This window comes from Prosthecobacter sp. (assembly GCF_029946185.1).
Classification (GTDB): domain Bacteria; phylum Verrucomicrobiota; class Verrucomicrobiia; order Verrucomicrobiales; family Verrucomicrobiaceae; genus Prosthecobacter.
In genome coordinates this window covers 1-23,623 of the sequence record NZ_JAQSEA010000217.1, presented here as the reverse complement: position 1 = coordinate 23,623, position 23,623 = coordinate 1, and the positions used below count along the sequence as shown (strand labels likewise).

The 23,623-nt window shown below is 59.3% G+C and carries 19 protein-coding genes; 14 read left to right on the top strand and 5 right to left on the bottom strand.

Annotated features, from left to right (window positions below; genetic code table 11):
• The first annotated feature begins 159 nt into the window (after nt 1-159).
• Nucleotides 160-753 carry an HAD family phosphatase gene (locus PSV43_RS18365; protein ID WP_300200736.1) on the top strand — a complete coding sequence of 198 codons (594 nt, stop codon included), beginning with the start codon at nt 160-162 and terminating at the stop codon, nt 751-753.
• Between the two features lie 85 nt (nt 754-838).
• Here PSV43_RS18365 and PSV43_RS18360 read toward each other — a convergent pair whose 3' ends face one another.
• Nucleotides 839-1,525 (bottom strand): transposase, encoded by a 687-nt coding sequence (locus PSV43_RS18360; protein ID WP_300200734.1) that lies wholly within the window; start codon nt 1,523-1,525, stop codon nt 839-841.
• Between the two features lie 174 nt (nt 1,526-1,699).
• Entirely contained in the window at nt 1,700-3,061 is a 1,362-nt protein-coding gene (gene rsmA / locus PSV43_RS18355) for a 16S rRNA (adenine(1518)-N(6)/adenine(1519)-N(6))-dimethyltransferase RsmA (protein ID WP_300200732.1), read from the bottom strand.
• Between the two features lie 93 nt (nt 3,062-3,154).
• Here rsmA and PSV43_RS18350 point away from each other — a divergent pair, with 93 nt between their 5' ends.
• From PSV43_RS18350 to PSV43_RS18295, 12 genes are all read left to right on the top strand, one after another.
• Nucleotides 3,155-3,505: an aspartate 1-decarboxylase gene (locus PSV43_RS18350; protein ID WP_300200729.1), complete on the top strand. Its 351-nt coding sequence runs from the start codon at nt 3,155-3,157 to the stop codon at nt 3,503-3,505.
• A 444-nt stretch (nt 3,506-3,949) separates the two neighbouring features.
• Entirely contained in the window at nt 3,950-7,000 is a 3,051-nt protein-coding gene (locus PSV43_RS18345; RefSeq protein WP_300200727.1) for a PVC-type heme-binding CxxCH protein, read from the top strand.
• A 66-nt stretch (nt 7,001-7,066) separates the two neighbouring features.
• Entirely contained in the window at nt 7,067-7,981 is a 915-nt protein-coding gene (locus tag PSV43_RS18340) for a dihydrodipicolinate synthase family protein (protein ID WP_300200725.1), read from the top strand.
• Between the two features lie 412 nt (nt 7,982-8,393).
• Nucleotides 8,394-9,287, top strand: coding sequence for a sugar phosphate isomerase/epimerase family protein (locus PSV43_RS18335; RefSeq protein WP_300200723.1), 894 nt, complete (start codon nt 8,394-8,396; stop codon nt 9,285-9,287).
• A gap of 189 nt (nt 9,288-9,476) precedes the next feature.
• Nucleotides 9,477-10,274: a PIG-L family deacetylase gene (locus PSV43_RS18330; RefSeq protein ID WP_300200721.1), complete on the top strand. Its 798-nt coding sequence runs from the start codon at nt 9,477-9,479 to the stop codon at nt 10,272-10,274.
• Nucleotides 10,275-10,409: 135 nt separating this feature from the next.
• A complete protein-coding gene (locus PSV43_RS18325; RefSeq protein ID WP_300200719.1) occupies nt 10,410-10,856 on the top strand; it encodes an NYN domain-containing protein in 447 nt (148 codons plus the stop codon).
• Nucleotides 10,857-10,883: 27 nt separating this feature from the next.
• A complete protein-coding gene (locus PSV43_RS18320; protein WP_300200716.1) occupies nt 10,884-11,600 on the top strand; it encodes a tetratricopeptide repeat protein in 717 nt (238 codons plus the stop codon).
• 2 nt (nt 11,601-11,602) lie between these two features.
• On the top strand, nt 11,603-15,178 hold the full coding sequence (locus tag PSV43_RS18315; RefSeq protein ID WP_300200714.1) for a hydantoinase B/oxoprolinase family protein: 3,576 nt from the start codon (nt 11,603-11,605) through the stop codon (nt 15,176-15,178).
• A gap of 132 nt (nt 15,179-15,310) precedes the next feature.
• Nucleotides 15,311-16,318 (top strand): ACP S-malonyltransferase, encoded by a 1,008-nt coding sequence (fabD, locus tag PSV43_RS18310; RefSeq protein ID WP_300200711.1) that lies wholly within the window; start codon nt 15,311-15,313, stop codon nt 16,316-16,318.
• 10 nt (nt 16,319-16,328) lie between these two features.
• Nucleotides 16,329-16,667, top strand: coding sequence for a hypothetical protein (locus PSV43_RS18305; RefSeq protein WP_300200708.1), 339 nt, complete (start codon nt 16,329-16,331; stop codon nt 16,665-16,667).
• Between the two features lie 19 nt (nt 16,668-16,686).
• On the top strand, nt 16,687-17,235 hold the full coding sequence (locus PSV43_RS18300) for a redoxin domain-containing protein (RefSeq protein ID WP_300200705.1): 549 nt from the start codon (nt 16,687-16,689) through the stop codon (nt 17,233-17,235).
• A 214-nt stretch (nt 17,236-17,449) separates the two neighbouring features.
• A complete protein-coding gene (locus PSV43_RS18295) occupies nt 17,450-18,697 on the top strand; it encodes a hypothetical protein (protein WP_300200702.1) in 1,248 nt (415 codons plus the stop codon).
• Nucleotides 18,698-19,405: 708 nt separating this feature from the next.
• On the opposite strand, the gene PSV43_RS18290 is transcribed toward PSV43_RS18295, so the two are convergent.
• On the bottom strand, nt 19,406-20,686 hold the full coding sequence (locus PSV43_RS18290) for a glycosyltransferase (RefSeq protein ID WP_300200699.1): 1,281 nt from the start codon (nt 20,684-20,686) through the stop codon (nt 19,406-19,408).
• A 59-nt stretch (nt 20,687-20,745) separates the two neighbouring features.
• Entirely contained in the window at nt 20,746-21,276 is a 531-nt protein-coding gene (locus PSV43_RS18285; RefSeq protein ID WP_300200696.1) for a GNAT family N-acyltransferase, read from the bottom strand.
• Nucleotides 21,277-21,532: 256 nt separating this feature from the next.
• Between PSV43_RS18285 and PSV43_RS18280 the strand changes: the two genes are divergently transcribed.
• Entirely contained in the window at nt 21,533-22,855 is a 1,323-nt protein-coding gene (locus PSV43_RS18280) for a hypothetical protein (protein ID WP_300200693.1), read from the top strand.
• Nucleotides 22,856-23,119: 264 nt separating this feature from the next.
• On the opposite strand, the gene PSV43_RS18275 is transcribed toward PSV43_RS18280, so the two are convergent.
• Nucleotides 23,120-23,623, bottom strand: a 504-nt coding sequence (locus tag PSV43_RS18275; protein ID WP_300200690.1) for a sulfatase/phosphatase domain-containing protein, incomplete at its 5' end; no start/stop codon positions are given.

Below are 23,623 nucleotides of genomic sequence, written 5' to 3'. Positions count from 1 at the left end.
GAGCTGGGCAGCATTGAAGAACGTTTATGGAGGTTCTTGCCGAGGTGAAATACAATCCTAACTGGCCTTTGGAAGTAGGCAGAATGAACCGGCCCCTGAGCCGAAGTGCAACTGTGCAGTTGCCGCATTGCCCTGTTTGAGGTTTATGAACGCACCCTCATGCCCCTCGAAATTCCCGACTACCCTTTTCAAGCCTACATCTTCGACTGCGATGGCACGCTGGTCGATTCCATGCCTTTGCACTACCTCGCCTGGACCGATGCGCTGAACCAGCATAATGCTCCGTTTGTCTTCACCGAGGAGGAGTTCTACGCGAGCGCTGGCATGAAGGAACAGGACGTGGTCAGGCAGCTCAACACCAAGCACGGAACGAATCTCGACCCCCTCAGTGTGGACGAGCTGAAGATGGAGATCTTCGCCAAACGCATCCCTGAAGTGCAAGCGGTAGGCCCCGTGGCGGAGTTTGCCAAATCCCTCGCAGGCCGCTTCCCCATCGCCGTGGCCTCAGGCAGCGAAGAATCCACCGTGCGCGGTTGCCTGGATGCCACCGGCCTGATCCATCTCTTCCCCATCATCATCACCCCCAAGAAGGTGAAACACGGCAAACCCGCCCCTGACATGTTTCTCCTCGCCGCCGAGCAAATGGGCATCGCCCCCAGCGAATGCCTCGTGCTGGAAGACGGCAACAGCGGCATCCAGGCAGCGAACGCGGCAGGGATGCAGTCACTGTTTATTCCGAGGACTCTGAGGTAAAACAAAGTACTCGTGAGCTTTAGCTCACTCTGGAAAAGCTCCGCGAGCACCCAAAAGTCAGAATCAGCTAAAGCTGATGAGTACTTTACTTTGGCTGCAGACCAAACCGTTCCAACACGTCCCCGGCACTCAATCCCGACTCAGCAGAAACACCAAGCACATAGCCGCCCCTCAGGCTCGCTTTGGCCGGGTTCATCGACATGTAACGCCTGAAGTGGTTCAATTGCGCTTCGCTGCGAACGATGTGGTCAAAAGCCTCGCGATGCCATAGTTTGCCTGAAGTTCGGCGCGCTAGATTAATCTCCCGGGCGCTGCCTCCTTTCCATCGTTGCATGATGTCACCCAATTCCCTGCCCTCTGCGGGTTCGACGATGGCGTGAAAGTGATTGGGCATGATGCCCCAGGCATCGAGATGGTAGGCGTTCCCATGTCCTTCCACCAGCTTGCGGATCAACACATCTGCGCAGGCAGGATCAGCCAGCGGGCATGCGCCATGCCCGGCATCCAGCAACTCATGAAATCGAGCCGTAAACTCACGATGATACTCATGCCGCTGCTCTTCGGTGAGGTGATCAAGCCGCAGTACCGAGCTGATGCCATGGGCATCAAACCATGCCTTTTGCAGTCTACGCCAGTGGTCGAGCACATCCGCAGGCAGCGAATCCGCGAGGCGAGATGTCACAAAGTAAGTCGTCCCCTGCTGCTGCCAATGCGGGAGGTTGCCTCGATGCCGCTGCACCTTCTCGTTTGGATTGAACGGCTTGAATGGCATGCTGGCACAATAAAGTACTCGTGAGCTTCAGCTCACTCTGGAAACTCCGCAAGCTGACAGAGCACACTCACCAGAAATGCGCGGCGTTGATTGCAGGATACAACTGACATGTGATTGAGGCGTGGAGGGGCCAGTTTTGAACTTCGTGTGCTATCGGCGCTTCCCAGAAGCGAGCTAAAGCTCGCGAGTACTTTTCTCCTTCCACGCCTTCCAGCACGTCACAAAGCCTTTCGCAAAATCCTGCGGCCGCGCGTCCACCCAGGTCGAAATATCCTCTGGCTTGAACCAATCTCCCGTAGCCACTTCCTCCGGCAAACAATGCACAGGGCCGTCGTGACGGGCGATATGGAGTTCCACGAATTCGTGATCGGTATTGTCCCCCGCAGGGATTTCAGCCACCAACTCAGTCGCTTCCACGTGAATGCCCACTTCCTCGCCCAGTTCACGCACCGCCGCGCTGGCGTAGCCTTCCCCGGCATCCAGATGCCCGGCTGCGCTGCTGTCCCATTTGAGCGGCGACACATCCTTGAGATGCGAGCGCTGCTGCAGGTAGATGAACCCGCGTTTATTGATCACAAAGATATGCACCGCACGGTGCAGCAGCCCGCGCTGGTGCACCTCGCCACGCGTGCGCTGCTCGACGACCTCGTTGCGCTCATTCACCACATCAAACATCTCGCTGGCCTTCTGCCCGGCATCCGCCTCATGGCGTTGCTCATAATGGCGGGCGATCTGGATCCACTGCGTCAGCGACAGCCCCTCCGCGCGCACCATCGCTGTGACGCCGAGCGTCTCAATCAGCGACTCCCAGCCACCGGGTGCTTCCGGCAGCAGATTCTTCAACTGCTTGCGCCGCTGTGAGAATCCCATGCGCACGAGGCGATCAAACAGCACGTGATCAAACACCGGCAGCGAGGCGGGATCTCGCGGCGTGAGACGGATGATGGCGGAGTCCACCCGGGGCTTGGGCACAAAGACCTCCGGCGGCACCACCCGCAGCATTTCCACATTCCAGTCCTTCTGCACCAGCAGGCTCAGCGCCCCGTAGGCATCGTCCTCACTGGTAGCGGCCAGCCGGTCGCACACTTCCTTTTGCAGCATGAAGACCGCGCAGCCCACCGGCGACGGCGGGGTGAGCCAGTGCTTCAAAATTTCGCTGCCAACCGAATACGGCAGATTCCCCACGATGCGCAGCGGGCCGTGCTTGAACCACGAGCGCAGATTGATGCGTGTGGCGTCGTTGTGGATGACCTCGACATCGCTGCGCCCCTCAAACTGGCTTTGCAGCTCCGGCGCGAGCTGAGAGTCTTTTTCGATCAAAATGAGCTTCTTGGGCCTGCCGACCAGATGCTTCGTCAAAGCCCCCATGCCAGGGCCGATTTCCACCACAAGATCCGCCCCATCCGGCTGCACCTGATCCCCGATCCAGCGGGCGATCTCCTCGTCCTGCAGGAAGTTCTGCCCCATGCTCTTGCGTGGGGTGAAGTGCGGGCGTGGGGGGGCGGATTCGGAGCGGCGTTGGTCGCGGTATCTCATTACCGCATCATCCACCCTTCTGCCGTTCCATCAAACCAATCCATCAAGCGAGCCAATACTTGACCCCTCGTCACCCATGAAGCACTCTTGCGGGTGCTTAGAACCTGCCTCAAATCCAAACTCCACCGTGCCGCCATCACCGATGCCAACATCGCCTATGAAGGCAGCATCACCATTCCGACCGATCTCATGGAAAAAGCCGACCTCTGGGTGGGCGAAAAAGTGCTGGTGACCTCCATCACCAACGGTGCCCGCTTGGAAACCTACGTCATCCCCGCCCCGGCCGGCTCCGGGCAGATCATCGTCAACGGCGCCGCAGCCCATCTCATCAACACCGGCCACCGTGTCACCATCATGGCCTGGGGTCAGAGCGAAAATCCCATCATCCCCAAGCGTCTGCTGCTCAATGAGCGCAACGAGGTGGTGAATGACACCGTGCTGTAGCGCGCAGAAGCGCTTCGCCGCAATCCATCTGGACTGCGGTCTCGCAGCGGGGCACGAGCGCAGCTACCGCTTTCGACGGGCTTTGTAGCACCACGCCCATCACAAGACGTTTGAAAGCGGGAGCCGGTGATTCTTCGCCAGCCGGTCAGTCCACGCAAACCACGAGACGCTCCACGGCGCACGGACTTCAGTCCGCAGCACTCCGCAAGCACCTGTACCTCCGCACTCTCGCAAATCATCGCCGCTCCAGCGCATGCGAGGCAGCGTTGAACACCGCAGACACTCCGCCTCTCGGCTTGAAGAGAAGAGTGCGTGATAAGGGGACTGGGACTTCGGCGGAATGCTGCGGAATTCCGCGCTCCTGCAATTCCCCCCATCACAAGAATACCACCATGAGCGACTTTCGGCTGTTCATGCCGCCGCAAGACTCCGTATGATCTCGGCATGACTCAGACCGCCGCCTGTTCTCTCCTGTTGCTGTTCGCCTTCAGCTCCACCCTTTTCGCCCAGGCGGATGGCCTCAAGTCGAAGACGACTTACGCCAAGGCCTACGGTGAAACAAAAAATGCCGTGGCCGTGGATCCCGGCAAGGACCTGCCGCGCTACCCCGCTGTAGAGCCAAAGGAAGCCATCGCCACCTGGCAGGTCAAAAAAGGCTACAAGCTGCAACTCACCGCGAACGAGCCGCAGGTGCGCTCGCCCATCGCTGTCAGCTATAATGAAAACGGCCGCATGTTTGTGTGCGAGATGATCGACTACAGCGAGATGCGCGATGTGACGCCCCATCTGGGCCGTATCTCAATGCTGGAGGACAAAGACGGCGACGGCCATTTTGAGACGAGCCAGGTCTTCGCCGATGACCTCGCCTGGCCCACCGGCCTCATTTGTGCCAACGGCGGCGTTTACGTCATCGCCACGCCCGACCTGTGGTTCTTTAAAGACACCGATGGCGATGGCAAAGCCGATGTGCGCGAGAAGGTTTTCACCGGCTTCGGCACGGGCTTGAAGCTGCTCAATGTACAGGGCCTCGCCAACAGTCCGATGTGGGGCCAGGACAATCGCATCCACATCCTCGCCGGTGGTGGCAATCGTGGCGTGATGACCTGCCTGAAGCGCCCGGAACTGCCCGGCATCGAGCTCGGCGGCAAGGACTTTTGGTTTGATCCGCGCACCTTGGAGTTCGGCCTCGAAGGCGGCGGCGCGCAGTATGGCATGAGCTTTGACAACTACGGCCGCAAGTTCGGCTGCTCGAACTCCGACCACCTTCAATACTGGGTTTACGACGACAAATACGCGAACCGCAACCCCTACTACCCCATGCCGCCCGCACGCCAGAGCATCGCGGTCGATGGAGGTGCGGCGGAGGTCTTTCGCCTCAGCCCGGATGAACCCTGGCGCATCATCCGCACCCGCTGGCGCATCGCCGGGGTGGTGAAAGGTGGCGTGGAAGGCGGCGGGCGTGTGAGCGGCTACTTCACCGGAGCCACCGGCACCACGATCTACCGTGGCGATGCCTACGGCTCAGACTTCGCGAACAACAGCTTCACCGGCGATGCAGGTGGCCAGCTTGTGCATCGCAAGATCATCAAGCCCTCGCCCGACGGCATCAGCCTCATTGGCGAGCGCCCCGCCGACGAGCACGGCTTTGAATTCGCCGCCAGCAAGGACACCTGGGTGCGCGTGGTCAACTTCGCCAACGCCCCCGATGGCTGCATGAATATCTGCGACATGTATCGCGAGGTCATCGAGCATCCCTGGAGCATCCCCGACGAGATCAAAAAACACATCGACCTCAACAACGGCAACACCCGTGGCCGCATCTACCGCATAGTTCCAGACAAAGGAGCCGAGCGCATCGGCCAAAAAGTGGCCCTTGGAAAAGCCAGCACCGAAGAACTCGTGCAGACCCTCAGCCACCCGAACGGCTGGCACCGCGACACCGCGCAGCGCCTTCTCTTTGAGCGGCAGGACAAGGCGGCGGTACCGCTGCTGGAGAAGGTGCTCAGTGGCGACAACGCGCTGGCGAAACTCCATGCGCTGGGAGCGTTGGAGGGACTGGGGGCACTAAGTGAAGCGGCCATTGTTCGTTGCCTTGATGATGCAGATCCTCAGGTCGTTGAAAGAGCGCTGAATAAAGTGACCAAGGCTTCAGAGGAGGAGGCACTCACGTTGAAAATCCTGGTCGATAAATGGAACTCTCCCAGGGTCTTGATGGCCATTGCCCGTGTGGCAAGCGAGCAACCCCTCGCAGAAAAGCAAGGATCGCGTTTCTCTGGCAATGACTGGGTTGAGGACATTGTCTGGAAATGTTTACAGAAGACAAATGCTCATCCTCTTGTGCTCAGCGCAGGACTCAATGGCACGCACCGCATGACAGCACTCTGGTCGTCCATGGAGCAAGCCGCCGTGGAGAAGCCCGAATGGATGAGCGCATTGGCCTCGTTGTTGAGAGCCGAGGCTGCACGGCCCGGATCTGAAGAGTGGGCAGGCAGCATGGTGGGGTTTTTGGTTGAGGAAAAGCAGTTGAAGGGCGCATTGCCCCTTCTGTTCAAAGCTTTGGATGCGGGCTTGAAAGCATCCGGCAGTAATCTGCAACGTGCAGACAAGACCATGAAAATGAAAGCCTTGCTGGCAGAAGCTGCAAAGAGGGTGGTAGATCCCAAAATCAAAGAATCTGAGAGAGTGGCGGAACTCCAATTGCTCGCCTTGCAGCAGACCCCGGAGACCCTCGATGCGCTCATTCAATGCCTCGCTCAAGGTCAGCCCGATGCAGTGCAAGCCGCCGCCATCCACACGCTCGCTCAAAGCAGTTCACCCGCGATCACAAAATCACTCATCGCAGGCTGGCCCGGCTTCGGACCCACCGCCAAAGAAGCGGCCCTCGAAGCACTCCTCGCCCGCGAAGACCGCGCTATCGCCTTGCTGGAATCCAACGCTGTCAAGCCAACAGAGTTCACCGCCTCTCAAGTCCAGGCTCTCCTCAAACACAAGTCCGCCAAGGTCGCGGCAGCAGCCAAAACAGCGCTTGCCTCAGTCATTCCGCCATCACGCGAGGAAGTCACCGCCAAGTTCAAACCCGCCATTGCCGCCAAGGGAGATGCCAAGAAAGGCCAGATGCAGTACATGGCACGTTGCGTGGCCTGCCACCGCGCTGGAACCATCGGGTTGCAGGTGGGACCGGATCTCGTCACGGTAAAAACTAAGGGCCGTGAGGCGCTGCTTACGGCTATTTTGGAACCCCACAAGGAGGTTGCCTCTCAGTTCATTGCCTATAACTTCAATACGAAGGATGGTCAGATTCTAGCAGGAATCATTACGAATGATACCGCATCTAGCGTGACGATCAAGATGATGGGTGGTCTGGAGAAGACCCTGCAGCGTTCGGAGATCAAAGGCAGCAGCTCCACCGGCCAGAGCCTGATGCCGGAAGGTTTGGAGACCGGTATGAGCGTCGAGGACATGGCAGATCTTCTTAGCTTCATTGAGGGACAGTAAACCTCCCCTAAAACTGAATCTGATTTTCTTTGCAGCCGTCGCCGTCTGCGCTCCTGTACTGTATCCATGAAGACAACCCCCGTTACCTTTGAAGACCTGCAGTCATCCGTCATCGCAGTACCACCACTGTGCCGGAACAAGGACATGTCTTTGGCCAAGTCGCAGAACAGCCGTCTGATCAAGCACATGTACAAAGGCGGCATCCGCACGCTGCTTTACGGGGGCAATGCAAACCTCTACAACATCGCCCCGAGCGAGTACCACGCGCTGCTGAAGATGCTCGTCGATGTCTCCCCTGAAGACATGTGGATCATTCCTTCCGTCGGCCCAATGTACGGCACCGCGATGGATCAGGCCAAAATCCTCAGCGAGTTCGCCTTCCCCACCGCGATGCTGCTGCCCACGCTCTTCCCGTCCAAGCCCGCCGGTGTCGCCACTGCCATTCGCCACTTCGTGGAGAAGTCCGGCATCAAGGCTGTGCTTTATATCAAGGACGGTGCCTACGTCACCCCTGAGATTGCCGCCGAACTCGTCAATGACGGCCTTATCTCCTGGATCAAATACGCCATCGTCGAGGAAGACCCGAAGAAGGACCCTTACCTCAAGAAGCTCCTCAAGCTGGTGGACCCCAAGCTCATCGTCAGCGGCATCGGCGAGCAGCCCTCCATCATCCATCTGCGTGATTTCGGCGTCACCGGCTTCACCGCTGGCTGCGTCTGCATCGCCCCTTCCCGCTCCACCGCCCTGCTCCAGGCCATCTTGAAAAAAGACTGGGACACTGCCGAAGCGATCCGCGAAGAATTCGTCGCCCTCGAAGACCTGCGCAATGCCCACAGCCCCATCCTCGTGCTGCATCACGCCGTCGAACTCTCAGGCGTGGCCCAGACCGGCCCCGTGCTGCCGCTGCTCACCGAACTTCCGGCCAATCTGCTGCCGAAGATCGAGAAAGCCGCCAAAGCGCTGCTGGCAAAGAACGGCTGATATGGGTCGCCGCCGTGCACTGACGCTTTGCATCGTCAATGCCGGGCAAAAAATGGCACTTGGTCAAGGCGAGTGGTCGTTCGAATGCGGCATGGCTTTATCAGTCAGTTTCAACCCCAACGGGGTTGCGTCTTTCAGCCTAGGGCCGCCGAGCCTCAGCGAGGTGCCCCTGGGTCATCTTGCACCCGATAGGGAAGCCAACCCAGCACCTTCGCCACACATCGAGCTCACCAGCAGCGTTTGTGACGCCTCCCGCTGCGCACGTGCCGCACTCACAGTGAGATTGATGAACCACGATGAACGGCCTTAACCGCGTGCCATTCATGCCAGGCATTAGGCCCCGCCTAATGCCCTGAAGTTTGTATTGACGGTTTGTGACAACTCACGTCATGGATGTGCGTACATTCACGCCATGACCTCACGCCGTCAATTCATCCACTCGCTCTCATCCACCGCTCTCCTTGCCGCCTCCGGCAGCATCACCGCTCAGGAAGCCGCCAAACCCGCCCGCAAGCTGCGCAAGGCCATCATGGGCGGCACGCTCGGCATCAAAGGCACGCTGCTTGAGAAATACAAAGCAGCCAAGGAGGCAGGCTACGAAGGCGTCGAGCCCGCAGCGGGCATGAATCAGCAGGAGGTTCTCGATGCGCTCGGCCAGTCCGGTCTGCAAGCCGCCAGCGTGTGCTGCCACACCCACTGGAAGCAAACACTCACCCACGACGACCCCAAGATCCGCGAAGAGGGTTTCCAAGGCGTGCTCACCACCCTGCGCGATGCCAAAGCCTACGGTACAGATTCCATTCTCGTCGTGCCCGGCGTGGTCAGTGAAACGGTGCCGTATGACGTCGCATGGACGCGCTCCATCGCCGAGCTTAAAAAAGCCGTGCCACTGGCCAAGGAACTCGGCGTGAAGATCTCCATCGAAAACGTCTGGAACAATTTCATCCTCAGCCCGCTCGAAGCCGTGCGCTATCTCGACGAAATCGGAGATCCCATCGTGGGCTGGCATTTCGACATCGGCAACGTCCTGCGCTTTGGCTGGCCGGAGCAGTGGATCAAGATCCTCGGCAAGCGCATCAACCGCATCCACGTCAAAGAGTACAGCACCAAGAAGATGAAGGAGGAAGGCGTCTATAAAGGCTTCGACTGCAACCTCACCGAAGGCGACAACAACTGGCCCGCCATCATGAAAGCCCTCGACGACGTCGGCTACACCGGCTGGGCCATCAGCGAACAACGCGGCGGCATCAATCCTGGTGGCCTCAAGATGCTCACCGAACGCATGGACAAAATCTTCGCGATGTAATCAGCCATCGCCCACGCGAATGAAGATGACTGACATTCGCGGTCATTCTTCTGCATTCGCGTTAAGAGGCGGGCCGCTTGTGCCGGTGCTTTCATCTTGCCGGGATAATCATCCATCATTATTGGCTCACAGATCACCCTGCGCTTCCAGAACGAGCTAAAGCTCTGAACTACTTTCGTCCATTCCCCAATGCCTTCCGCCCTCGCCATCTTCGCCCATCCTGACGATATCGAATTCGTCGCCGCCGGAACCCTGCTGCTGCTCAAAGAACGCGGCTGGGACATCCACTACATCAATCTCTGCACCGGCAACGGCGGCTCCGTGCAGATGGACGGACCCACCACGACCCAGAAGCGCCTCGAAGAAGGCCAGGAGGCCGCACGCATCCTCGGTGCCACCTTTTATCCGCCCATCAGCGATGACCTGGAGCTGACCTACTCCGTGCCCCACCTGCGCAAAGTCGCCGCCATCGTGCGCATGGCCCAGCCCAGCATTGTCCTCACGCACGCCCCTGCGGACTACATGGAAGACCACATGCAGGCCTCCCGCCTCGCCGTGACAGCAGCCTTCTCCCACTGCATTCCCAATTTTCAGACCGATCCGCATCTCCCATCCTACTCGCACGATGTGACCGTCTATCACGCCATGCCGCACGGCCAGTGCGACCCGCTGCGCCAGAAACTCCAGGCCGGGCAGTATGTGGACACCACCAGCGTCCACGCTCATAAGCGCGAAGCTCTCGCCGCTCACGAAAGCCAGAAGCACTGGCTCGACGTCAGCCAAGGCATGGACTCCTACCTCATCAGCATGGATGAATCCGCCCGCGCGCTCGGCAAGCTCTCCGGCCAGTTCGAGTACGCCGAAGGCTGGCGCCGCCACCTCCACCTCGGCTTCAGCGCCAAAGAAATCGATCCCCTCAAAGACGCCCTCGGGGATCTCTGCTTCATCAACGAAGCGTACGAGCAGGCAAAAGCCACGCCGATTTAAGTTACAAGTTTAAGGTTACAAGTTTCAAGTTATTCATGCGAGGGTCTCGAGGTGATTTCGTGTGCCGCTTGGCCTGCTAAAAGCTCCAAAACGCTGTCACGGCAGCGGCGCGACTTAAAACTTGAAACCTTAAACTTGAAACCTGCAACTTCAGTTCCCCTGACCTACCTGCTCGTTGATGGTCACAGCGTCATCCACGCCTGGCCGGAACTTAAGCGCGAGCATCGTGTCGCCTCACGCCGTCATCTCGCGCGAACGGAACTGCTGAAACGTCTGCGCAATCTTCAAGACATGAGCGGCATGCAGGTCGTCGTGGTCTTCGATGGTGCCCGCCAAGGCACCAACGAGGAGCGCGAGCCCCAGGGTCTGCAAATCATCTTCGCCGATTCCGGCACCACGGCAGACACCATCATCGAGCGCCTCGTGGCCAAATACATCCCGGAGCGCCCTATGCGCGTCGTCTCCGCCGACGGCATGGTGCGTGAAACGATTTTGTCACTTGGAGCCGAGTGGTTCAGCCCTGAAATGCTCCGCAGCCTGTGCGATGGTGCCGAGACTAGCATGCGTGCCCGCCTTGCCTGATTCCCCTTCACGTTCTACCATCCGCCCATGCGATTGCTTCATATCTTTCTGTTCCTGACGCTCGGCCTCGCCTCCGCATTGGCGCAGTCGTCTAAAGCCGTCGGCAAGCCCACGGTTTCTGATGACGTCAAAAAACTGCTGCTGGAAGCCCGCGACATGCGGGTGAAGCAGCGCTACTCCGAAGCACTCGAAAAGCTGGATGCCGCCGAGAAGCTCAGTCCCAATCTCGCCGACATCTACGCGCTGCGGGGAGACATCTACCTAGCGCCGCGCCGTCGTGATTTCGACCTCGCGCTGCCCCAGTTTGAAAAAGCCGCCGAGCTCCAGCCTGAAAGCCCGCTGCCCAGGTTCAATCTCGCCGAATTCTACTTTGTGAAGCACGATTTCACCGCGGCACTGCAAGCCTTCACCAAGCTGATCACAGACTACCCCAAGCTGCCCATGGTCATCCGCCATCTGGTGCATTACAAACGCGCGCTGTGTGAGCTCAAGCTCGGCCACCGCGCTGCCGCCGACCAGATTATCGCGGAAAATTTCACCTTCATGGACGACACCCCGGCCTACTACTTCTGCAAGGCGGCCATCGCTTTTGAGACAGGCGCCCCCGACAAAGGCAATGAATGGGTGAAGCGTGGCGTGGCCGCTTTCAAAGCCCCCAATTGCGAGCCGTACTACGATGCCTTCAAGGAACTGCGCTGGGTGCCTGACCTGGATTTCGCAACTCCTCCGAATGCACCTAAATAACCGTGAAATGGTGCATCGCAGCGGATACCGGCGGCACGTTCACGGACTGCCACGCGCTCGACCCTCAGGGTCGTGAATCACGCTGCAAAGTACTCTCCACCGGTCATCTGCGCGCCATCGTCGCAGGCAGCATGCCCCCGCTTGTCCGTCTTTCAGGTCTTCCTCCCCTGCCTGCCAGTTTCCTAGTAGGCTTTCAGGCCAGCGACGTTGGCAGTGCGCTGGCCTTCACCATCACGGCCTTCAATAATGCCACAGGCGAAATCGCACTCGATGCTCCGTCATCATGGCCGACTGGTACGCTGCTGGAACTCACCACGGGCGAAGAGGCCCCGGTACTCGGCGCGCGCATCCTGACCCACACCCCACCGGGCCACGAGTTCCCTCCGCTGAATCTCCGCATCGCCACCACGCGTGTCACCAATGCGCTGCTGGAACACAAGGGCGGCCGCATCGCCCTCTTCATCACGCGCGGCTTCGGCGATCTCCTGCAAATGGGCGATCAGCGCCGCAGCGATCTCTTCGCACTGAAGCACGAACCCCGCGTCATCTTCCACGAGATTACCTGCGAAGTGCCGGAACGGATCAGCCTCTCCGGCGAGGTGCTTGAACCGCTCGACGCAGCCCGTGTTCGCGCAGCCGCGCATGAATGCATCGCCCAGGGCATCACCACCGCCGCCATCTCCCTGCTGCACGGCCACGCGCATCCGCAGCATGAACTGCGCGTCGCCGCCATCCTGCGCGAGTGCGGCTTCACGCACCTTGCCCTCTCACATCAAACCGCCGCCTTTGCCAAGCTCCTGCCACGCACTCAGAGCACCGTGGCAGACGCCTACCTGCACGCGCCCGTACAGTCCTTCCTCAATGGCATCCGCCGCGTGTCGCCCGACATGCAGGTGATGACGAGCGCGGGCGGCCTCAAATCCGCCGATGACATCCGGCCCAAGGACATGCTGCTTAGCGGTCCAGCCGGAGGTGCGATCGGTGCCGCCAATGCCGCACGCCGACTCGGCCTCACCAAGATCATCACCTTCGACATGGGCGGCACCAGTACCGATGTGGCACGCATCGACACCCGCCCCGGTTACCGCTTTTCTCAAAACGTTGCAGGCATGCAGTTGCTCGCGCCCTGCGTCGCCATTGAAACTGTGGCCGCAGGCGGCGGCTCCATCTGCCACCTGACCCATCACGGCCTCGCCGTCGGCCCGCAAAGCGCAGGCTCAAATCCCGGCCCCGCCTGCTATGGCAAAGGCGGCCCGCTGACCATCACGGATGTCAATCTGCTACTCGGCCGCTTCGACCCCGCACGCGCTCCCATTCCACTCGATGTCGCCGCATCACAGCAGCGCTTGGAGGAACTCCATGCCCATACCGGCGGCACCGGCTCTGAGGCCGAACTTCTTCAATCCCTCCTCCGCCTCGCCATTGAGCACATGACCGATGCCATCCGCCGCATCTCCATTGGCGAAGGATTTGATCCCGCTGATCACGCCCTCCTCGCCTTTGGCGGTGCCGGTCCCCAGCACGCCTGCGCCGTGGCCGAATCTCTCGGCATGCAGACCATCCTCGTGCCCGAGCACGCAGGCATCCTCAGCGCCGTCGGCTTGCAAGAAGCCGTCCCTGAACGCATCATCGAAAAAGAAATCCGCCTGCCGCTGGCGGCTGCGCAAGCAATGCTGACTGCCGAACTCGCAGCCCTGCCGCAGGAAGACCGCACTCAAATCGCCGAGCTTCGCCTCAAAGGGCAGGACACCCCGTTGCAGGTGGAGTTCACCGACCCCGCCGATCTACCACATCTCTACTGTGCGGTTTATGAACGCCTCTTTGGCTACAAACCACCCGCCAATCGCGAGATCGAACTCGTCAGCCTTCGCATCATCCTGCGCGAAGCCCAATGCAGCGCACAGGCCAATGCACTCCATACAGAACCGCTCGAACCCGCGCCCGCACTGATCCAAGACGCCTTCAGCACCATCGTCATCGCCCCCGGCTGGCGGGTTGAAAAAGTCACAGGCTTCGGCCATGTACTCCGCTGTGATCAGGCGTCAGGCCCCGCCCCCACGCTAGGGCGCGATCTCCTGCGCCACCGCTTCCACTCCATTGTCAGCGACATGGGTGCCCTGCTCTGCCGCACCGCCATTTCCACCAACATCCGCGAGCGCCTCGACTTCTCCTGCGCGCTGCTCGATCCCCACGGCCGCCTCCTCTCCAGCGCCCCGCACATCCCCGTGCATCTTGGCGCTCTGGGCGTCTGCGTACGCGAAGTCGCGCAAGCCATCGCCATGCAGCCCGGCGACACCATCATCACCAATCATCCCGCCTACGGTGGCTCGCATCTACCCGACGTGACCCTCATCACGCCCGTGCATGATTCAAAGAATGCACTCATCGGCTATATTGCCAATCGCGCGCATCATGCCGAGATCGGTGGTATCACGCCCGGCTCCATGCCCGCCAATGCCACGCGCTTGATCGAGGAAGGTGTCGTCATGGCACCACGCCATCTGATACGTGGTGGTATTTCCTGCTTTGATGAAATCAGCACCCTGCTGACCTCCGCAGTCCACCCCACACGCAATCTCGCCGACAACCTCGCAGACCTGCACGCCCAGCTTGCCGCCAATCTCCACGGCGCAGAGCGTCTGCGTGCATTGGCAGACGACTCCTTGCAGGTCATGATGCAGAGCATCCTCGATCATTCCGCCGAGGTCATGCGCTCACAAATCAATCGCCTGCCCGCTGCGATCTCCGCTACGGAAAAACTCGATGACGGCTCCATCATTGCCGTCTCCATGCGCAAGTCCGCCGGCAAACTCATCCTCGACTTCACCGGCACCTCCAGCGTGCATCCGCGCAATCTCAATGCCACCACCGCCATCGTGCGCAGCGCCGTGCTCTATGTGATGCGCCTCATGCTCCAGGAAGACTTGCCGCTGAATGAGGGACTCATGGAGCCCGTGGAAATCATCTGCCCCGAGTCCCTGCTCAATCCCACCTTCACCGGCGATGCCTCTCGCGATCCCGCCGTCGTCGGCGGCAATGTCGAAGTCAGCCAGCGCCTGGTCGATACCCTCATCAAAGCCCTCGGCCTCCAGGCATGCAGCCAGGGCACGATGAACAATTTCCTCTTCGGCGGCGCAGGCTTTGGCTATTACGAAACCATCGCCGGAGGCTCCGGCGCTGGCGCGGGCTACCACGGCGCTCATGCCTTGCACACGCAAATGACCAACACCGCCATCACTGATCCCGAGATCATCGAACAACGCTACCCCGTGCGCCTGCGCCAGTTCTCCATCCGTCGCGGCTCCGGTGGTCAGGGCCAGTGGCACGGCGGCGATGGCGTCATCCGCGAATTCGAGTTCCTCGCCCCCCTCACCGTCAGCCTCCTCACCCAGCATCGCGTGGAGTCCCCCTTCGGCCTGCATGGCGGCTCTCCGGGAAAAACCGGCCAACAAACTCTGCTGCGCGAGGGTCAATCAACGACACTCGAAGGCTGCACCTCCTTCCCCGTCCAGCCCGGAGATCGCGTCATCATCGAGACACCCGGCGGCGGTGCCTGGGGAAGTGTCTCTGCAGTTTGAAGCACGACAGACACACCTGTTTGAGGGTTCCAACGAGAAGGTGGAGGCGTCACTTCATGGGCGAAGACGATTCCCTCACAGCCACTCCTTGACCACTCCTTGACCACTCCTTGACCACTCCTTGACCACTCCTTGACCACTCCTCATGCCCGTGCTCAGTATTCCCTCACTCTCATCTCACCACCCACCTCCCGTATCCAGCATCTCCGAATGAACGTAGTCCTCCTTTTCGCCGGTCAAGGCGCCCAAAAAGTCGGCATGGGCAAAGATCTTGCCGAAAGCTACCCCACCGTCCGCGCCCTCTTTGATCAGGCCGATGCCACTCTGGGCTACTCGCTCTCGAACATCATGTTTGAAGGCCCCATGGAGGAACTGACCAAGACTTCCCGCTGCCAGCCTGCGCTCTACGCCCACGGTTTGGCCATCCTTGAAGTGCTGAAGAGCAAGTTGCCCGATCTCAACATCACCGCCACCGCCGGGCTTTCCCTCGGTGAATTCACCGCGCATGCCGCTGCTGGCACTTTCGACTTCGCCACCGGCCTGAACCTCGTCTTTCAGCGCGGCAGTTTCATGGAAGAAGCCTGCGACAACACCAAAGGGGCCATGCTCGCCCTTCTCGGTGGTGAGGAATCCGCCATCCGCGAACTCGCGCAGGAGTGCGATGTCGATGTCGCAAACCTGAACGCCCCCGGCCAGATCGTCCTCAGCGGCAGCGCCGAAGGCATCACCGATGCTGCTGCCAAATCGAAGGACAAAGGCATCAAGCGCGCCATTCCCCTGCCCGTCGCCGGAGCCTACCACAGCCGCTTGATGAAGTCCGCGCAGGACAAGCTCGCCCTGGCCCTCACCATTGCGGAGATTCAAAGCCCAAGCGTTCCCGTCGTCTGCAACTTCGAAGCACGCCCTGTTTCCACCCCCGAAGAAATCCGCTCCACACTCACCAGCCAGGTCACCGGCAGCGTCCGCTGGGTGGAAAGCATGCAGCACCTCATCGCCGCAGGCCACAGCACCTTCATCGAGCTCGGCCCTGACACCACCCTCGCCGGACTCATGGGCAAGATCGACAAGTCCGTGAAGGTGATCAGCATCAAAGACGCAGCGTCGCTGGATGCCGCGGTGGCTGCGTTAACCGCAGTCTGAGTCATCCATCATGACGGCGATCAAAGCGATAGCACCGGCTCTCATGGTCATCGCTTTGCTCGCCCCCATCATCACTGGGTTCCGCAGGGAACGACTCGGCATTTCCATTCGGATTGGATGGTGCCTGATAGTGTTTGCCTACTTTGCTGCTGATTTCCTCATCCCCGAGTGGGTGGAACGAATCTATGGACGCGAAGCAGGTAAAATGATAACGCCTAACAACAATGGAACCCTGCCGATGCTTTTTCTCGGCTGGATTCTCCCCCTGGTCCTCCATTCTGTAGGATTCATCTTGTACGAACTGTTCGATACAGTGCACGGATTGTGGCTGAAAAAACGTTCTCACTGATCCAATCTCATCAATCCAGATGCGCCTCCTCGTCATTCTCACCACACTGCTGTTCACCAGCATCGCCTCCGCACTCGAACTCCCGGCCACGGATGGGAAGAGTTACGACCCTGCTGCGGTTGGCGACAAGAAAGCCGTCGTGCTCTTCTTCGTCTCGCCCTTCTGCTCGACCACCAAGTCGTTCATGAAGGAGATTAACCAGGTGACCGCTGACTACAGCGACCGCGTGGCCGTTTACCTCGTACACTCCGATCCTGAGATCACCAAGGAAGTCGCCATGGAGCACGCCATCCTCTCCGAGGTCAAAGCCTCCGTGCTGCTCGACAAAGAACAAACGCTGGCGAAGCAGGTGCAGGCCAAAATCACACCCGAAGCCATCGTGCTCTCACCCAAAGCCGAAACCCTCTACCAAGGCCGCATCAACGACCTCTACCTCGGCCCCACCAAACGCCAGCGTGCCGCGACGACGAAAGATCTGCGCGATGCGTTGGATGCCATCCTCAGCAGCAAGCCCGTCCCTGCCCCGCAGGAGCCTGCGCAGGGTTGCAAGATTGGCGGCATCAAGTAGTGCCCGTCGAGCCTTGGCACCCTTATAACCTCCAGTGCTTATTTCTGAATTGTCTCGACTGTGGACTCTGATTCGCGCAAGCCGGTCTCTCCGCCATGCACAAACACTGACGAGGCAAGAATTGCTCGCGTTGCAGGAGACTCGCTGGCGCAGCCTCGCTCGTCATGCGCTGCGGACCAGCCCGTTCTACCGTCGCCATTTGAGTGGAATCGACGTGAATCGCTGCTCGCTGGCGGACATTCCACCGCTGACGAAACCCATGCTCATCGAGCACTGGGATGACATTGTCGCTGAGCCTTGCCTGCGCCGTGCGGCTTTGGAGAAGTATTTGGAAAATCCTGCCAACTGGAATCGCCTCCTCAAAGGGCGCTGGCTGGTCTGCCATACCTCGGGGACTTCGGGCATCCCCATCATCACTCCGCATGACGTGGCATCCGTGGACTGGCTTCATGCTGTGCATGCCGCCCGCAATGGTGCGAAGGCCCAGACTGGCAAGCGTTCGTCATTGCTCCCCTTTCGGCGCAGGCCGCGAATGGCGGTTTTCATCTGGGAAACCTGCGCATCGGCTTCGGCAGCGCTGTTTCACACCCGCCCCTGGATTGGAGCCCTGTTCAGCAGTTGTCACGCGATAGATGCCGGGGCCTCGTGGCCCGATATTCTTAACCGCCTCAATCGGCTCAAACCGAATGTGATCATCTGCTATGCCTCCATCCTCGAACGCCTCGCGAGGGCGCAGATTGAGGGCAGCCTCGATCTGGATTTCACCGCTGCTGGATCGAGCATCTCGACGGGAGGAGATGTCCTGACACCCGGAATTCGTGCGCTGTGTCAGCAGGCATTTCATGTGCAGCCACTGGATGGCTACGGCTGCGGTGAATCGCCGGCCATCGCACGCCAGTGGCACGGAGTTGACCGCCTCATGCTCTTGGAAGATCTCACAGCCTTCGAGGCGGTTGACTCCCACGACCAGCCCGTGCCCGAGGGTGAAATCTCAGATCATGTCCTGCTCACGCCGCTCATCAATCGGGCCTTTCCATTGTTGCGCTATCGCCTGGATGACCGTGTCCGGCTCGGACCCACGCTGGCAGGCTGGCCCTTCCGCAGCATTGATGAAATCATGGGCCGCACCACCATGACCTTCACCTTTTATATGCCCGAAGAGCGTGTTGTGGTCGGGATGAACGTTTTTGGAATTTCTGAGACCGATCCACGTGTGGTCAACTGGCAGGCACGCCAGACCAGCCCATCCAGTGTGGAATGCTTGTTTACACCGGTTCCAGGCGAGGACGTGGCGTCACTCGCGCATGAAATTCAAACCAACATGCGCATTCATCTGGACTCATGCGGCTGTCACAAGGTGGACGCGTCAGCGCGACCGGTTCAGTTCATTGAACCAGACGAACGTTCTGGCAAAATTCAACAGTTTGTCCCCCTGCCCTGGTCGGGATCGACCAATCGGTGAGGGGCATCAACCTCAACGATGCGGCTTTTTTCAACCGGTCATGGTACAGAGCAGTTTTTTGAAACTCATTTCCGTTTATCGGGCTTTTTCTTGCACGAAGATCACTAGCGCATGAGAACCCTCCGCCGCCGCGCGAGTTGGACTGAATCGCGGAGCGATAACAGCGTGTAGCGAGGGGTTGAGCGGAGCGACACCCCTCGTAAGGCGCGCCCACACGCAGGAAAACGGTGTGCATCACGGAGTGATGCCAGCACGCCAGCGATACGGCACAGAAGACGCTGGCATCGCTCCGCGATGCGGCCTTGGGCGTTTGCGTCGGCTCAACGAATACGAGGGGTGTCGCTGCGCTCAACCCCTCGCTACCAGCTTGGATGGCTACGCCATCAGCCTACCGCGCCCCATTGAAAACATGCCTGTATCTCAGCCGAATAACTCTTTCTCTGATTGAGACGTATCCAGACTCTTTTTCAACGGCTCATGGTATAGAGCAGTTTCTGAAACTCGTTTCCGTTTAGCGGGCTGTTTCTAGCTAGCAGATAATGGGCTTCGACGGCGGCTGGCTGACGACAGCCAGCCCTACCTGCGCTGGGCATGCGCGTGCATGGCGCGAGGTAGGTCCAAGCGCCGTCGAGCGTCAACATGCGCCGCGTTCCGGAAACCAGTTTTTGAAAACGCTATAAGAAGGCTGAGGTGGGTCCCAGCGGAGTTTCAGGCAGTGTGCTTTCTGCGGTGCAGCTCCGCACCGTAGTCTCTGAGTTTTTCAGCACTTTTGCTCCAGGCGAACTCTTGAGTGACACGGTGCAGAGCATTTTCTGCGAGGGTCTTTCTCAGACTGCTGTCCTGGAGCATGCGTAGAACGGCGGCGCTCAATGCCGGAGCATCATCTGCGAGAAGAAGCTCCTGCCCGTGGCGCATGTGCAGCCCTTCCGCACCCACGGTGGTGCTGACCACTGGAACGCCTGCGGCCATGGACTCCAAGATTTTAACACGCACTCCACTGCCTGCTCTGAGAGGAACGACAAGCACGGTACACTCCCGCAATGGCGTCAAAACCTCCACGACTTTGCCGGTGATTTCGATGCCAGGGTCTGCGGCAGCAATCCGCTTCAAAGCCTCGGGAGGATCGCGGCCAATGACACGAAAACGCACGTCAGGCACCGTTTGCCTGATTGCGGGCAATATCTCCTGGATGAACCAGAAGGCTGCGTCGGCATTTGGCGGCCAGTTCATGGTGCCGAGGAAGGCAATGCAGGGTGATGTACTCTCCTCAAACACCGCAGAAGACAGCCCTCGCGCATCGGGGTTGGACCCTGCCGGCACGCAGCCAAGGACGTTGTCGAGCCTGTAGGTTTCGCGATGATAGATGCCGTCTTGATCTGAGATGGTGGTCACTCCGTCAAACAACCGGCACAACTGAGGCTCGCGCCGTTTCATGCGCCGCGCCATCTCACAAAAAAACAGGCGGACGAAGGGATTGCGCTGCAGTTCCGACAAGCGCTTCCAAATCAGAGCCTCCACATTTTGCTGCAGCAGCAGGACAGGCGTCTTGCGCGGTGCCGTCCAGGAAGCGAGCACCGGGGCCACGTAAAGCCCGTCTGCTATGATGAGGTCAAAACGGCCGCTCTGCTCCAGTTCGCGGGCGCGCTGCGCGAATTTCTCGCTGTGGAACAGGGTCAATGAGAAGGGCTCGCGCGAAGCGAATAGATTGTGCACGATCGGCCAGATAAAGCTGAAGAACCTGCGGGGTGCCCATTCTTCCATGAGCTGAGAAAAAACGCATTCCCGCTCGTGAGCATAAGAAACAGCCTCGTCACAACCTTCGTCGCCGGGCTTGTGCGACTCCAAAACATGCAGATGGCAATGTTTCATCAGATGCGTCATGAGGTGGTACGCATAGATCGCGCCTCCATTGTGCTGCACCTGGCAGCCGCCCACACGCAACCATAAGACGCGCAAAGCAACAGAATCGGCCACCGGGGATGAAATCATGACTGTGGGTACGTGAGGAAAAGAGGGATCATACGGCCGCACTTGAGGCAGTCAGCATTTCACCAAACCAGCACCTCTTCCTCCGGCTCTTCCCGTTTGACCGTCGTCCAGCGATACATGATCGGATAGATCGGACGCTTGTCCTCAAAGAAGTCCGAGACAAACGGCGGGCCAAAGGTGGTGAAACCAAAATGCTGGTACAAAGACAGCAGATGTTTCCCCGTCTTGGTGATCAGATATTCGGCCCCGCATTCGACCGCGTACTTATTGATGCCCATGCACAAATTCAGCAGATGCACACCGCCACTGCCCTTGCTGGTGCAGGCGCGTGAAAGCTCCAGGCTCAGTTTCGCTGGCGGCAGCACCAGATCCTTCAACTGCGACTCCTGCATCATTTCGAACTGCGCCACCTCATCACTGCGCAGCACACGCGTGACTCCTAAAATTTTGTCCTTTTTGTCGAACAAGGCAAAATGATGGGCCTTCTCATCAAACTCATCCAATACATGAGTAATGGTCGCGCCGTAAGATGCGCGCCGGAAGGACTCGATGATATTCCGATATGAATTGAATTCAATTTCTCTGACCATGGTGGCTGATCTGGCTTCCCCTTCAATCGCAACTGGGACCATCGCTGGCCGCGTTATTAATGATTAATGTCCAATGGCATAGTTAAAATCGCATGATGCCATTCATGCGCGCCCCCTTTGCACCCAGCTGAAAACCTTGGTTTTTCGCTCTTGCGAGCCTCAGGAGTTGGGGCAAATCACAGGCATGTTCAGGCTGTTAAATCTTTACCGTGCGTCCAGGTCCATTCGTCACGCTCAGAGTCTGAGTCGTTCCGACATGCTCGCGCTCCAGGAGCAGCGCTGGCGTGCATTGGCCCGTCGTGCCTTTGCTACCAGTCCCTACTATCGTCGTGTACTGGCGGGCTTGGATCTGGACCGTTGTGCACTGTCAGACATTCCCGTTCTCACCAAGGCCACTTTGGTGAAAAACTGGAATGAGATCGTGCCGGATCCGCGACTGCACAGGGAAGCACTTGCGCAGCATTTAAAGAATCCGCGAAACTGGGGCAAGCTGCTGCATGGCCGCTGGATGGTGAGCATGACTTCGGGCACCTCGGGGGCCGCCCTTGCCATTCCACACGAAATCACTTCGGTGGACTGGAATCACGCGGCCCACGCCGTCCGCACTGCGCCCACGGCCAAGAATTCCTCTGCGCCAAAACCGTCTCTGTTTGGCAAGCGCCCGGTGGCGGCCTCGTTCATCTGCTCCTCCGCACCTTCCGTTTCAGCGGCTCTACTTCAAACACGTCCTTGGATTGGTTCCTTGTTCTGCGACTACAGACCCATCAGCGTCACCGCGCCGTGGCAGGAGATCATTGATCAACTGTACGAAATGAAGCCTGACATTCTCATTGGCTACGCATCTCTGATCGGACGCCTCGCTCAAGCCAAACTGGACGGCACGCTGCAACTGGAACTGCCCGCTGTCGGTGGTGCCATCTCCACCGGTGGCGACAGCCTGACGCCAGGCATCCGGACCTTATGCCAGGAGGCGTTTGGCATTGATCCCCTGAATGGCTACGGCTGCGGTGAAAGTCTCGGCATCGCCCGCCAGTGGGCGGGCATGGACCAGATGGTCGTCTTCGAAGACCTGGCTGTTTTTGAAGCGGTGGATCAAAACGAAAACGAATGCCCGGCGGGGACGCTCTCGGATCACGCCCTCGTCACCCCGCTGTTCAACACAGCGCTTCCTCTGCTGCGCTACCGCATTGATGACCGGGTTCGTTTGGGTCCGCCACCGGCGGGCTGGCCGTTCCAGGTCATTGAGGAGCTGAGCGGACGCGGTGCCTTGACCTACACTTTTAAGGCTCCTGAAAAACTGATCTTTGTTGGTACCAAATTTCTCAGCGTCATGGAGCACCAGCCGCTGATAACCGCCTATCAGTTTCGCCAGACCGGGCCGGACTCCATTGAGTGCCTCTTCGTCGTTCACCCCGACGCCGATGCTGCCGTCATGCAATCTCAACTGGAAGTCTCCATCCGCCAATGCCTTGAGGATGGAGGCTGCGCCAATGTGCGCTCCAAAGTCACCCCCACCCATCATCTGGCCGCTGATCCGCGCACCGGCAAGGTGGAGCAAAACGTCCCCCTCAGAGAATAGCCCGTGTTTAAAAATGCCCCGATGGAGCGCGGGCCTCCGAGCCCGCAGCAGGTGGCAAACACCTAACGTGTGATTGTTCACGGCAGTAGTTCTTAGCAGAAAAAGGTGCCGCTACTCCAGAGCAGACGATGAAGGGAAAAGCGCGGAGATGTGGATGCACGCGAAGTGCTGCGGGCTCGGAGGCCCGCGCTCCGCCAGAAGGGCTGGCGCAGACCAGTCCACAGAGTGGTTTCCAAGCACCGCCTAGCCAGCCCGCGCGTCACTCTATTGTTTCCTGCCCTTTCCCTTCCCCGGCTTGCCTGCCGGTTTCGGGCCTGCCTGTGCGACGTATTCGTTCTCCAGTTTCTCCCAGCGCTCCGCCATCGCCTTCACGCGCTCAGGCTCCTGCGTCGCCAGATTGTGTGACTCTGCACGATCCTTGCTCAGATCGTAAAGCTCCCAGACATCGCCATTGTCGGCGGCGCTGACAATCTTCCAGTCGCCTTCACGCAGCGCGCGATTGCCGGAGTGATGCCAGAAGAGGAAATCGCGAGTGATCGTCTCATTCTTTGCAAACGCAGGCACAAGACTGCGCCCCGGAAGCGGTGGCGCATTCTCCGGCATGGCGGTGACGTCGCCACCCGCAAGCGAGAGCAGCGTGGGCACAATGTCGATGACATGTCCCGGTGTGTGCCGAAGCTCGCCCCTGGCACTGATTCCCTGCGGCCAATGCGCGATGAACGGTGTGCTGATGCCGCCTTCATGCACCCAGATTTTATGACGACGAAA

Coding starts and splice junctions, on each gene's coding strand:
- PSV43_RS18330 (WP_300200721.1), top strand. CDS start 9,477: ATGCCTTCCGCCCTCGCCATCTTCGCCCATCCTGACGATATCGAATTC.
- PSV43_RS18300 (WP_300200705.1), top strand. CDS start 16,687: ATGCGCCTCCTCGTCATTCTCACCACACTGCTGTTCACCAGCATCGCC.
- PSV43_RS18340 (WP_300200725.1), top strand. CDS start 7,067: ATGAAGACAACCCCCGTTACCTTTGAAGACCTGCAGTCATCCGTCATC.
- PSV43_RS18360 (WP_300200734.1), bottom strand. CDS start 1,525: ATGCCATTCAAGCCGTTCAATCCAAACGAGAAGGTGCAGCGGCATCGA.
- PSV43_RS18290 (WP_300200699.1), bottom strand. CDS start 20,686: ATGATTTCATCCCCGGTGGCCGATTCTGTTGCTTTGCGCGTCTTATGG.
- PSV43_RS18345 (WP_300200727.1), top strand. CDS start 3,950: ATGACTCAGACCGCCGCCTGTTCTCTCCTGTTGCTGTTCGCCTTCAGC.
- PSV43_RS18280 (WP_300200693.1), top strand. CDS start 21,533: ATGCTCGCGCTCCAGGAGCAGCGCTGGCGTGCATTGGCCCGTCGTGCC.
- PSV43_RS18305 (WP_300200708.1), top strand. CDS start 16,329: ATGACGGCGATCAAAGCGATAGCACCGGCTCTCATGGTCATCGCTTTG.
- PSV43_RS18335 (WP_300200723.1), top strand. CDS start 8,394: ATGACCTCACGCCGTCAATTCATCCACTCGCTCTCATCCACCGCTCTC.
- PSV43_RS18285 (WP_300200696.1), bottom strand. CDS start 21,276: ATGGTCAGAGAAATTGAATTCAATTCATATCGGAATATCATCGAGTCC.
- PSV43_RS18320 (WP_300200716.1), top strand. CDS start 10,884: ATGCGATTGCTTCATATCTTTCTGTTCCTGACGCTCGGCCTCGCCTCC.
- PSV43_RS18365 (WP_300200736.1), top strand. CDS start 160: ATGCCCCTCGAAATTCCCGACTACCCTTTTCAAGCCTACATCTTCGAC.
- rsmA (WP_300200732.1), bottom strand. CDS start 3,061: ATGAGATACCGCGACCAACGCCGCTCCGAATCCGCCCCCCCACGCCCG.